General features: G+C 48.5%; 11 protein-coding genes. 7 read left to right on the plus strand and 4 right to left on the minus strand.

Annotated features, from left to right (window positions below; all coding sequences use genetic code 11):
* Positions 1-26: 26 nt before the first annotated feature.
* The 4 genes from PVOR_RS23360 to PVOR_RS23375 form a co-directional block, all read right to left on the minus strand.
* Positions 27-962, minus strand: a complete 936-nt coding sequence (locus PVOR_RS23360; protein WP_006211992.1) for a carbohydrate ABC transporter permease — start codon at positions 960-962, stop codon at positions 27-29.
* A 15-nt stretch (positions 963-977) separates the two neighbouring features.
* Positions 978-1,949, minus strand: a complete 972-nt coding sequence (locus PVOR_RS23365) for an ABC transporter permease (protein WP_006211993.1) — start codon at positions 1,947-1,949, stop codon at positions 978-980.
* 30 nt (positions 1,950-1,979) lie between these two features.
* Positions 1,980-3,719: an extracellular solute-binding protein gene (locus PVOR_RS23370; protein ID WP_006211994.1), complete on the minus strand. Its 1,740-nt coding sequence runs from the start codon at positions 3,717-3,719 to the stop codon at positions 1,980-1,982.
* 621 nt (positions 3,720-4,340) lie between these two features.
* Entirely contained in the window at positions 4,341-5,006 is a 666-nt protein-coding gene (locus tag PVOR_RS23375) for a formylglycine-generating enzyme family protein (RefSeq protein WP_040680938.1), read from the minus strand.
* Between the two features lie 245 nt (positions 5,007-5,251).
* Here PVOR_RS23375 and PVOR_RS23380 point away from each other — a divergent pair, with 245 nt between their 5' ends.
* The 7 genes from PVOR_RS23380 (at position 5,252) to PVOR_RS23405 (ending at position 12,928) form a co-directional block, all read left to right on the plus strand.
* Positions 5,252-6,208, plus strand: a complete 957-nt coding sequence (locus tag PVOR_RS23380) for an ABC transporter permease (RefSeq protein WP_006211996.1) — start codon at positions 5,252-5,254, stop codon at positions 6,206-6,208.
* 11 nt (positions 6,209-6,219) lie between these two features.
* Positions 6,220-7,149: a carbohydrate ABC transporter permease gene (locus tag PVOR_RS23385; RefSeq protein ID WP_006211997.1), complete on the plus strand. Its 930-nt coding sequence runs from the start codon at positions 6,220-6,222 to the stop codon at positions 7,147-7,149.
* 90 nt (positions 7,150-7,239) lie between these two features.
* A complete protein-coding gene (locus PVOR_RS32320) occupies positions 7,240-7,848 on the plus strand; it encodes an ABC transporter substrate-binding protein (RefSeq protein WP_234973079.1) in 609 nt (202 codons plus the stop codon).
* Positions 7,790-8,737: an ABC transporter substrate-binding protein gene (locus PVOR_RS32325; protein WP_234973080.1), complete on the plus strand. Its 948-nt coding sequence runs from the start codon at positions 7,790-7,792 to the stop codon at positions 8,735-8,737. Before PVOR_RS32320 ends, PVOR_RS32325 begins: the two co-directional genes overlap by 59 nt.
* Positions 8,738-8,879: 142 nt before the next feature.
* Positions 8,880-10,643, plus strand: coding sequence for a sensor histidine kinase (locus tag PVOR_RS23395; RefSeq protein ID WP_006211999.1), 1,764 nt, complete (start codon positions 8,880-8,882; stop codon positions 10,641-10,643).
* Complete coding sequence (locus PVOR_RS23400) at positions 10,618-11,379, plus strand: response regulator transcription factor (RefSeq protein ID WP_006212000.1); 762 nt, start codon at positions 10,618-10,620, stop codon at positions 11,377-11,379. The genes PVOR_RS23395 and PVOR_RS23400 overlap by 26 nt, the downstream gene beginning before the upstream one ends.
* Positions 11,380-11,407: 28 nt before the next feature.
* Positions 11,408-12,928 (plus strand): ABC transporter substrate-binding protein, encoded by a 1,521-nt coding sequence (locus tag PVOR_RS23405; RefSeq protein ID WP_006212001.1) that lies wholly within the window; start codon positions 11,408-11,410, stop codon positions 12,926-12,928.
* Positions 12,929-12,961 lie beyond the last annotated feature (33 nt).

A 12,961-nucleotide genomic window follows, 5' to 3' on the forward strand; every position in this document is an offset into this window, starting at 1 on the left:
AGTTCATCCAAGTACAAGTTCATCGTCTATCCTTTGATCGAGCCTACATAAACACCCTTCACAAAATACTTCTGCAGGAACGGGTACACCAGCAAGATCGGAACCGTGGAAACCACGATTGCGCAATACTTCACGAGTTCCCGGAACGCAGTGGAGCTCTGAGCGCTATTGATGACAACACCGCCGGCGCTGCCGATCGTTGTCGCCGTAGCGTCATTGGCAACAAGAATTTCCTTCATGAGCAGCTGCAGCGGGAACAACTCCCGATCCTTCAGCAGCACCATTGCATTAAACCAGGAGTTCCAATTGCCAACCAGATAGTACAGGAATATGACAGCCAGCGTCGCTTTCGATAGCGGGAGAATCACGGTTACCAGGATGCTGAACTGGCTGGCGCCATCGATTACTGCCGCTTCCTCCAGTTCCTTCGGGATGGACTGGAAACCGGTCCGCAGGATGATGATATTCCATGTGCTTAACGCCGTTGGCAGGATCATGGCCCACAGATTGTTGTACAGGCCGATATCCTTCATCAACAGGAACCATGGAATCAGCCCCCCGCCGAAAAACATCGTAATGGTAATGACAATCATGATGAAATTCTTGAAATACAAGTCCCGCCTGGATAATACGTATGCGCCTAATATCGTCATGACCATATTGACCAGCGTACCGAGTCCCACGTAAATGATCGTGTTCTTGTACCCGTTCAAGAGACTGTTATCTTTGAACACCAGCTTGTAGCCATCCAGCGTGAATCCCAAGGGCTTCAACAGCACCCCTTTATGTGCCATTAAAGCGCCCGGATCACTGACGGAGGCGAACAGGATATGCAGAATCGGATAAAAGCACACCAAGGTCAATGCGGTAAGTACCGTATAGTTGGTCCAATCGAACACGCGGTCCCCGATGGACTTGTGCTTTCTGCTTCGTTTCGCTTTGGGTTGCATGATATCTTTCATAACCGTCCCTCTTTCTTACCATAGGCTGGATTCGGATCTACGCTTCGCTATCGTATTTGTCATCCATAACAGCCCGAAATTGACGATGGAGCTGACAAGTCCCACAGCCGTGGAGTAGCTGAGGCTCGCTTCCCTTAAGCCCCTTCGGTAAACATACGATGCGATGACATCCGCCGTATCGTAGATGAGCGGATTATACAGCAGGATGATTTTCTCGTAACCGGACGACATCAAGCCGCCAATCGCAAAAATAAACAGGATGATGATGACCGGACTGATCTGCGGCAGTGTGATATACCACATTTTTTTCACCCGACCCACGCCGTCGATATCGGCTGCTTCATATAACGAAGGGTCAATGCCGCTCATCGCGGCCAGATAGATAATGCTGTCCCATCCGATACTCTGCCATATTCCCGAGAAGGTGTAGATCGGCCGGAACAAATTGGAGTATCCCAGAAGCGACGAGTAATCTTTGCCTGTGATGAACGACAGCAGCTGGGTTACGACCCCTTCGTTCGCCGTGAATATGTGTATGATGCCGCACACCACAACCAATGAGATAAAATGCGGCATGTACGTAATGGTCTGCACGGTCCGCTTGAACTTGGACGAACGAACCTCATTCAATAGCAAGGCAAGTATGATTGGAGCGGTGAATCCGAATGCGATGCCCCACACGTTCAGAAGCAGCGTATTCTTGACCACTCTCCAGAAATAAGGCCCTGTGAAAAAGTCGATGAAATGCTTGAAACCGACCCAATCGCTATCGGCAAATCCAAGCAAGGGCTTGAAATCCTTGAAGGCGATCATCACGCCCCACATTGGGCCGTAGCAGAAGATCAGGAACCAGGCTACGACCGGAAGGGCCATCAGATAGACAAACCAGTTTTTCTTTAGATCCTTTTGAATCAGTCGCTTCGTATTCTTCGGTTTCGGGTTCAAACCAACCGGGTCCATTTCCCTTGGTTTCCTTAATATCTCCATGATTCAACCACCTGTTCTTCGAAAGTGACACTAGCGTTGGTTGTACCGATCCAAGGCTGCTTGATGGAGACTTAAGAATTCCTCCAGCCCCATGCTTTGCGCTTCCTTCAAAAATTTATCGTACGCATCCACCGGCAGTTCACCCATCATGATCTTGGCAAAATATTCACCGCGCAGCGTAGACAATTGGTTCCCGAGCTCTGCCTCCCGTGAGGCTTCCTCTTTCGTGAACGTAATCGGCGGCATCGCCATGCTCGTATCCATGTTCTCCGTCCAGGTCTTCCGGATATCGCCCGAATAGCTGCCTTTTGCCGCAATCAACGGATTCGCATGATGCTCGTCACGAATATTCGGCCAATTGTGCATGCGGTATTTCCAGAGCGTCACATCAACCGGCTGACCATCCGGATCATTGTAGATATAGCTGTTCTCCGGGTAATACGGCATCCCCTGCTCATCCACCAAATGCACCGTGCCGTACTCGCCGAAGTTAATGAGCTCCCAGCCTTTTTTCGTGAAGTTGAAATCCAGCCATGCCATAGCGGCCTCTACGTTCTTGCTCTGCGTGGTGATGGCCGCATTGGTACCGGCTCTCTTGAAATTCTTATAGGTGGATGCGGATTTATCCCCTTTGTTCAGAACAGGATTCAGCGCCCCGACAAAATCGATATCGTTCTGCACCTTCCAATAACTCCACATCGTATCCGGCGAGTCCATCATGACAGCCGTATCATCGGAAATGGCGCTTGCCATCCGTTGATTAAAGTCAGCGGTCGCCCAGTCCCGATTCAGTAAGCCTTCCTTGTTCCATTGCTGCATCGTGGTCAGGTATTCCTTCGCTTTCGGCTGTGCCGGTCCCCATGCAACCTTGCCGTTCTCATCGATGAAGGTCCAATCCCACACGCCATACGCTCCGTTAATGATGCCAGTAAAGATTTGGCCGTAAGTGGATCCGTAATTCAGCGGGTTCTTATATCCAACTTCCTGGCATTTCTTGAGGAACGTGTACCATTCATCAATCGTTGTCGGAACTTCCAGACCTGTCTTATCCAGTGCTTCCTGCTTGATTAAGGTTCCGAACCAGATCCATTCGGAATACGGCGCGATGCCGTAGAAGCCAAGCAATCGGCCATCGTCCGTTACGGTCGTTTTTCTTCTCATTTCATCGGAATTTCGCCATGCCGTGTAGTTGGGGGCAAACTCTTCCATCTTATCGGTGAGGTCCAAATAGGCACCATCGTTCACCCCGGCTTCAAAACCTCCCGGGTAACGCCCCGGATCGATAATGATATCCGGCAGCTCGCCGGAGGAGATCATCAAGGTAAAGGCGTCCGCCTCCTGCCCGACAGGAGGCGTAATGAAGTTCACTTTGATTCCGGTCAGCTTCTCCACCTGCTTCTGAACCAAGTGATTATTCATATCCGGGATATTGGAGTTCGCGGGCATCCACACATCCAGTACCACGTCACCTTGGACCGGATATGCAGAATAATCACTCGGAATCACTTCCTCGTAAACATCACCGAGGTATGTATCGTTTAACGTGCTGTTCACCTCGTCAATCTGCTCCTGCGTCGGTGCTGTATTCCCGCGAATGTCTCCGCTGATGTCTTCGAAAGTCACTTGATTCTTCTCTTTGGAAACGCCTTCTTCTTTGGCTACGGGATTATCGGGCTCATTGTTTCCTTTACCGCTGCAAGCGGTTACCGTCGAAATGATCAATATGGATATGAATAACAGTGTGAAAAGGCGCTTCATCGTTCTGTTCATGCTTAACCTCCCATGATATGAATAGTTGCAAGCGTTCCCGTATGGTGTCGAGATGTTCTATTAGCTGTAGTTATTCAAGGGCGCCTGATTAAAGCTTGACTTCATTCTTAAATCTCGGAGCATTGGTTGCTTCTCGGAAAGCGAATGTTATTCACTCCAACAAGATCATAGAAATGCGGACCAGCACCTCCTCGCTGGAAGCCATGCTTCTGCTCTCATTACCATCCCGAAAACAAGTCCCCTTTCAGCTAAAAAATAACTAGAACAAAACTCAAATTCCCCTCATTTAATACAAATATCCTGTATATTTAATCGAAGTATAAGCATATATCATTGTTTTGTCAACGCTTTCAAACACAATTAATGTAATTAATTTGATGTATTTTTTAATCTTTATGTTTTTGGAATTGTAAGTGTTGGAATAGAAAAACATGAATAAGTCTTGTTTTATTAGTATTATCAATAAAAATTCATCGGATGAGTCAACAGTCCCAGACGTTTATCCGACTAAACCTCTATTCGTAACAAACGCCCATTTATTACAGATTACCTGTAATAAAGTGGGCGTTTGGGTTCCCGTGGAAAAATCTATCGATTTACAGCAGCTCATGCATTTGTAATTCAGGAGGTGATTCCCTTTGAGGGAATCGACCTTGCAAGACGAAAGCCCAGATCCTCAATTCGAAATGTAGGATGACTTCGGCGGCGGCACGTTGCTCCACATCCCCTGGCTTCTTCAGCCCAGCTTCCACCACGAAAAACTCTGTAGGGACCGTACACTTCCGGGTCGTATAAATCCCAACACCACTCCCAAACATTTCCCAGCATATCGTAGAGCCCCCACGCATTCGGCAGCTTTTTGCCTACTTCATGCGCCATACCCTCCGAGTTTTCACCATACCATGCAATTTGATCCAGCTCGCCGTACCGATAACCACCCGTCCCTGCTTTACAGGCATACTGCCATTCCGCTTCTGTAGGTAAACGATAGCCATCCGTCTCCCGGTCACAGATAACCTGCTCTCTATCATCGCTTACCGAGTAACATGCCTTTAAACCTGACTTCTGCGATATTGTATTACAAAAGAGAATCGCATCATGCCATGAAACATTCGCAATCGGCGCTTGAGGCTTGTCGCCGAGTTCACCTGTCTGTTGCATAATCGAGCAATACAACGCAGCCGTAACTGGAACCGGTGCGAGCAAAAAAGAATTTACCTGAGCTGTCCATGTTGTCTTGATACGATCGTCCCTTAGTTGAATTTCACCTGCCGGTATTTGTACCATAGGATACCCGTCTCGATTACGCTCTGGTTTCAACCACGTTCCTCCTCCCGTTCCTGCTAACTTATCCGCTATTTTTATTCCACAAATAGCAATTTTAGGTTGTGTTTCACAATTCAATTCTTTCAAATCTAACGTTTGTTGACTATAGTATCAAGTTTGTTGTCTGGAAGCATCGAAACTTTCTCTTATACAATGAATTCAACAAGGCCACTACAAGCGAGGTATCCCCGTAAGGAGTGACGGACATGAGCTCTACAGCCGAACCAAAAGATAAACGAAAGCGCTTTCGAATGCGCTGGCACAAACAGGATACGGAACTGACCCTGTTGGCATTGCCAACGACGATCTGGTACATCCTGTTTAGTTTCTTGCCGATGTTCGGGATCATTATCGCCTTCAAAAATTTCAGGATTAGCGGCGGCTTCTTGAGTAATGTGTTCAACAGTCCATGGATAGGCATCAAAAACTTTGAGTTCCTGTTCAAGTCGAATGACGCCTGGATCATTATCCGTAACACCATTGGCTACAATATGATTTTTATCATTACTGGGATTGTACTGCCCGTTCTATTCGCCATTATGATCGGTCTGCTCCACAGTCGAAAGGCAAGCAAAGTCTATCAGACGATGATGTTCCTGCCCTATTTCCTATCCTGGGTTGTCGTATCTGCCGTAGGCTGGGCCTTCCTGAGCTTTGATAAAGGGATTGTCAATCAAGTGCTCGTCAATATGGGCAGCGATCCGATTAACTGGTATATGGAGCCAAGTTATTGGCCGTACTTTCTGATTCTCCTGAATATCTGGAAAGGCTTAGGTTATGGCATGGTCATCTATCTGGCAACCATCACGAGCATTGACAGCACTTATTATGAAGCAGCTGTCATTGATGGCGCCTCCATCTGGCAGCAGACAAGATTTATTACATTGCCCATGCTCAAGCTGGTGATTGTCATGATGTTCATTTTGGCCGTCGGACGGATTTTTTACACCGATTTCGGTTTGTTCTATCAGGTTACGCGAGATTCCAACTCTCTCTTCAACGTGTCTACCACCATCGACGTGATGGTGTACAAACAATTAAAAACCGCCACCGTAGGGATGGCCTCTGCTGCCGCATTTGTGCAGTCTGTTCTGGGGTGTGCTACCATTCTGATCGCTAACTGGATTGTTCGCCGAATTGATCCGGACAGCGCGATGATGTAGGAGGCAAAACGATGACAACGAAAACCGCTTATGAGACGGGCCTGGAGAAGTTTAACCGTACAAACAAAGCCGTGAACCTTCTGTTTAATCTGATTTTTATAATCCTGGCGCTGCTCTGCGTCATCCCTGTTGTTGTTGTTCTATCGATTTCATTCTCAAGTGAAGACTCCATCCGCGAGACGGGATATCATCTGCTGCCGGTTGCTTTGTCAGCTGACGCCTACGTCTATATCGTCAAGCAGGGTACGATGATTCTGCGCGCGCTCGGCGTATCCGCACTTGTTACCGTAGCTGGTACCGTGCTCGGTGTACTGCTGACCACTTCGATGGGATATGTACTCTCTCGCCCGACCTACAAGCTGAGAGGTTTTCTGACTTGGGTCGTGTTCATCCCCATGGTCTTCAATGGCGGCTTGGTATCCAGTTATTTCATTAACACCAATCTGTTAGGTCTCAAGGATAGCGTCTGGGCCCTAATTCTACCGCTGGCTGTTTCATCGTTCAACGTCATCATATGTAAAACCTTCTTCAAAAGCACGATTCCGGATGGGCTGATCGAATCTGCCGAAATTGATGGCGCGAGCCAGCTGCGAATCTTCTTCTCCATCATCATGCCGATCTCGCTACCGGTCATCGCAACGATCGGACTGTTTCTCTGCTTTAGTTACTGGAACGACTGGTTCCAATCGATGCTTTATATCGACAACCAGAACCTCTATTCTCTGCAAGCACTGCTTAACAGCTTAATGAGCAATGTGGATGCACTTGCCAAGAATGCCGCAAGCATGGGCGTCAGCTACGCGCTGCTTGTCGCAACGATGCCGAAGGAATCTGCCCGCATGGCTGTAGCCATTCTCATCGTTCTGCCTGTCGCATTCGCCTACCCTTTTTTCCAAAAGTACTTTATATCCGGACTTACGGTCGGTGCAGTCAAAGGATAACAGCGAAATAAGCCAAGCCATACTTGGTTTATGATAGATCACTCTTATACAACTTTTACGGTGAGTTAACTTCAAAAAGGGGGAAATGGAATGAAGAAATCTTTAAGGTTCTTATCTGCACTGTGCGTGATGACACTTATGCTGGCTGCTTTGGCGGCCTGTGGCGGCTCGAAGCCTGCATCCACGTCTGATGGATCTTCGACGACACCGGACACATCTAAAGAATCCGCAGCTGCAAGCAAGGATGTCCCAACGCTGACTTGGTGGACCATTGGAGGTCAAGTGCCTAACAATTTCAGCAAAGCGATTGATGCCATGAATGCATACACAGCCGAGAAGATTGGCGTGAAGATTGACATCAAGGTTGCCAGCTGGGGGGAATGGGACACCAAAATGAATACCATTGTGAATACCGGCGAGCCATTTGACATCATGTTCACGAACAGTGGTAAATACAGCAAACAAGTAGCTATGGGCGCATTTGCCGATATCACGGATCTGGTGCAGAGTGAAACGCCCGACTTGTACAAATTGATTCCCGAGAAGGTATGGGAAGGCACAAAAATCGGCGGTAAGTATTATTCTGTTCCGACTTACAAGGATTCGGCACTGACGCAGTACTGGGTATTCGATGATAAGCATGTACAAAAGTACAAATATCGATATCAATCAGATGAAAACATTGCAGGATCTGGATAAGCCTCTCCATGACATGAAGGCTGGCGAAGGCAAAAGCTTCTATCCGCTCCCGATGACGCAAGGCGAAGGCTTGAACGGCTTCTTCAACGAGTATGACGATTTGACCTTAGGCTTCCCGCCCATCGGCGTAAAGGCTGACGATGCTTCGCGTACGGTTGTCTCTGTTCTTGAGCAGCCTGATATCATGGCAAACCTGAAGCTCTTGCATGGGTGGTACCAGGACGGCATCATCAACCCGGATGCGCCGACAAAAACAGAGAACGACAAAGGAAGAGCATTCTTTGCAGCCCAGGCCTTCCCTGGGGCAGAGGTCAGCTGGCAAATCAATGACGCCGTGGAGAAGTACGATATGGTTCAGCATTACGGACCTATTTATACAACCAGTACGATCCAAGGCTCGCTAAACGCAATTTCGGCGAATTCAAAATATAAACAGGAAGCCCTGAAGTACCTCGAGTTAGTGAATACGGATCCCAAGCTCCGCAATATGCTGGCCTTCGGCGAGTTAGGCGTGGACTACAACAACGTTGATGGCGAGAAGGTGATTGAGCGCACCTCCGATACTTGGCCGCTGGCTGCCTATACGCAAGGGACGTTCTTTAATTTAGCGGTTACAAAAGGCGCTCCTGAAGATCAATGGGAACAGGTCAAAAAGCTGAACGATGCAGCGACCTCTTCAACGATTCTGGGCTTCGCGCTTGACATTACCGATCTTCAAACCGAAGTGGCGAATTGCCAGGCCGTATGGGATAAATACAAATATGAACTCATTACAGGTGCATCCGATCCGGAGAAAATGGTGCCCAAAATCACGGCGGAATTAAAGTCGGCCGGCATGGACACGATTATGCAAGCTGCTCAGGAGCAAATCAACCAATACTTCAAGTAATGCTTAGAATTCATGCGCATCCCTTAATGAGTCGCTGTTAAGGGATGCTTTTTCCTTACACCTATGAAGCTTGGTGTTAATCGTGTTACATTGAGATATAGCAACGATTATTTCGGCCGATCTGCTGCAATCGAGGTGTCGTATGGGCTCTTTTTTACAAATCAAAATTTATCGTCACAAGTTTATTGCCTATTGTATCTTCGTCGTGGCCATCGGACTCACCCTCGGCACGCTGACCAGTGCCATGCTGCTGAATCAATGGATTGGCAATGCCCGCATCGAGGCGGCCAATGCCTTCGCGCGCGTTGAGAACGAGCTGCAGTATGATGCCGACCGAATCGAAGCCTACATGCAGCGGATATACTCCAATCCCGGTCTGATGAACGACGCTCGCAGCTTTTTAAGCAGCAGTGCGGAAGGCTACTTAACCAACAGGCTGGTCAACAGCCAATTCTCACAGCCGCTGGTTTCCTTTCCGGAGGACGTTAAGACCTACCTGTACAGCTGGGCGCAAGGCGAAATTACGCAGATTAGTCTGCACACCGCCCGGTATGGCAATGTCGTACGTTTTAACGAAAACGGAACGGCAAGCTTCAGCTTCGGGCTGCCGAATGCAGATGAGGCCTTTCGCGATACCATTATGAAGGGCTTCGTATATCGCAAGAAATTGTCGGATCCGGCGCTCGGCGCTCCGGAGTTCGGGGAAATGCGCTTCCTGATCAGCAGTGATCAGGTTTTTAAATCCATACGAAATTTTCGATTCGGCAATGCTGCTGCCGTTAGTGCTTCTGGCGATACCTATCTCATCGGCAATGGACAGGACCAGGACCTGGAGGAGCTATCCCGTCTGGCTGAGGCGGATGGACGCAGTCATGGTTTTATTTCGAAAGGGTTCATGAAGCATATCCTATTTGCCTCCTTCCCATCCACCAAATTTAATTTCAAATTCATCACCCTCATCGATTTATCCATGCTGATTCGTCAGCATGCCGGCATGCTGGTCACCGTTTTTCTGATTGTATTGGCAGCCATGATTAGCGTGCTTCTTCTCATTGCATACAATATGCGGGATGATGCCCTCTTCCTCCGCCGCATCATTCAATCGATAGGACGTGTGAAGATGGCCAATTTTACGCCAAGCGGGCCTGCCCGCTACCGTCGCAATGAATACGGCATGATCGCCCGGGAATTGGACGATATGATTCAGCAGCTGAATAAGCATATCCGCAATGAATATCTGCTGAAAATCAAACAGCAGGAAACTGAAATGAAAGCGCTTCAACATCAAATCAACCCTCATTTTTTATACAATACGTTAGAGGTTATCCGCTCCACGGCCCTTGTCAACCAGGACAGGGACACCGCGGACGCCATTGCTACGTTAGGGACGCTCTATCGGGAGATGGTGAAGAAGGAAACTGTCATTTCGATTGCAAGCGAGCTGGAATTGCTGCAGAAGTACTTGGAGATTATGGAGTTTAAATACCCGGGACGTTTTTATTACCAAATCAATGTGGAGCCGCCGCTGCTCTTGCTCCCTACCGTGAAATTCTGGATGCAGCCTTTGGCTGAGAATTTTTTCATTCACGGCTTCAATACCCATCATGAGTTTAATCTGTATGTAGTTAATGGTTTTGAGTCCGAAGCGTGTTACGTGCTGGAATTTGTGGACAACGGGAGCGGGATTTCGCCAGAGCGCTTGGAAAACGTCCGAAGCACGCTGTCTAACCACGATGATCCGTCTTCCGGCAGCATCGGGCTGCGCAACGTATACACACGCCTTCACTTCTTCTATGGGAACGGCTTTTCGATAGAGATTGAGAATAATGAGGAAGCCGGAGTCAAGATTTCCGTGCGGATTTCAAAAGAGGTGATTGCACATGTACAAACTGATGATTGTGGATGACGAACCTCAGATTTTGGAGGGGATGAAGCGAATTCTGGATTGGAAGCAATACGGCTTCGGCCGGATCGAAACCTGCGAATCCATCAACGAAGCCATGTCCAAAGCAGTGGACCTGATGCCGGACATCGCCATATTTGATGTCTGCATCGGCAAGGAGCTTGGATATGAGGCGATTCGCAGACTCAACGAATTTCAGCTCCCTACTAAATTTATTATCATGAGCGGTTATAGCGAATTCAAGTATGCTCTGGAAGCCATTCGCTGCGGTGTCAAAGACTATCTGCTCAAACCTGTGGAACGCACCAAACTGCAGCAAGTGATCGAGAAGATTATAGTGGAGGATCTGAACGGTTCGATTGGTGATATAAATAGCGAGAGCTTGAACAGGGATCCGGTATTAGGTGTAAGTTATGACAGCTTATCGAAGCTGGTCAACCGCATTCTGCTGATGATCAAGACAGAGTATGCTCAGAACATCACCTTAAAATCCGTGGCGGAGCGTTTTCAGATGAACAGCACCTACCTTGGACAATTGTTTCTCAAAGAAACCGCTATGAAGTTCTCAGAATATCTTATGGCTTACCGAATGCTTCTTGCTCAAGAACGAATTCAAGGAACCGATGAGAAAATTTCCTGCATCGCGCTTTCGGTGGGCTACAACAATCTCAATTATTTCTATACGCAATTTCACAACTTTTTCGGTAAATCTCCTTCTGAACTGCGGGGAAAAGGATAACAACACGCTGCGAGAAAGGAGGAGATCGATGTTGAAGCATGCCAGACCCCGAAGATGGTTCATGCATATTGTTCTAATAATGCTGCTCACATCGTATACAACCGGCTGTTTCCCGCAGCCCGGACATAACGACGAGGCCTACGATGGCGACACGGTTAACCTGATCTATTATACGATCGGAGAGCCGGACAAGGATCTCCAGCTCGTAAACGACAAAATCAATGAAATCATGGCTCGCAAAATCGGCGTAACGATCACCTATGTCAAGGTAAGCTGGCTAGAATACGAGGATCGGCTGAACACGCTGATATCCGCCGGGAGTCCGTTTGATATCGCTTTTGCCCCCGATTATGCAACAACTGCGATGCGCGGCGCCTGGCTGAAGCTTGATGATTACCTTACCGGCATTGGTAAGGACATGTACGATGCCATCGACCCAACCTTTTGGCAAGGGGTGCGTATGAACGATGGCAGCATTTACGGCGTGCCCACCAATAAGGAATTAGCCGTGCGTGATCATTGGATGTACCCCGCTTCCATCGTGAACAAGCACAATATCGACATTACCCAATACAATACGCTGGAATCCCTTGAACCCTTGCTACGAATGATTCGCCAGGAAGAGCCGGCATACATCCCTATGGAATTGGACCGGGATTCACAGAATTTCTTCGCGCTCCATGGATACGAATATATTCTGAACCATAAATTGCCCTTGATGGTGCAATCGCTGAACCCTGCCGCCCAGGTGGTGAATATCTTCGAAACCAAGGAAGCGCGGCAGGTGCTGGATACGTTGCGGCGTTATTACAAGGAGGGCTTCATTAACAAGGATGCCGCGCTGCGAGAGCCTGGAGCGCTTAAGCGAGGGGCCAAGGTGTTCTGGAAGTCCTCGGGCGGCGGACCGCTCTCGGAGACAACTTGGAGCAAGGATCGCGGCTACAAACTTGTAGCCCATCCCGTAACCCCTAACACCGTGACTACGGAAGCCGTCCGTGGAGGCATCATGGCCGTTAATGCCAACACCAAACATCCCGTGGAGTGCATAAAATTCCTGAATTTGCTGAATACGGACCCGGAAATACGCAACTTGTTCAATTACGGGATCGAAGGCGTGCACTACACGCTGGATGAACAGGGCCAAGTAGTTCTGATTACGGATAAGAACAGCAATGACGACGCCGTCCCGGATACGCCGGCAAGCAGCTATTCAGGAGTGCAGTACACGCAGGGGAATTGGTTTATTCTGAAAACCATGGGCGGCGATAACCCGGAACCCCTCGACAAATGGGACCAATTCCGTAAATACAACGACGGCGTCGTCAACTCCACTGTTCTTGGATTCACGCCGGATCTATCCAGCCTGACCGCCCAAACCGCTAACATCGAGATGGTCTGGCAAAAATATTATCCAAGCCTCATGACAGGCTCCGTCGATGTCGATACCATCCTCCCCAAGTTTAACGAGGAGCTGAAGCAAGCAGGCATGGACGAAGTACGACAAGAGGTGCAGAAGCAGTTGGACGCTTGGCGGAGCCAAAGAGAGTAAGCGGCAGGTAGGCGGAATTGAATCGGGGTGAAT

It is taken from the genome of Paenibacillus vortex V453 (assembly GCF_000193415.1).
GTDB lineage: Bacteria > Bacillota > Bacilli > Paenibacillales > Paenibacillaceae > Paenibacillus_AQ > Paenibacillus_AQ glucanolyticus.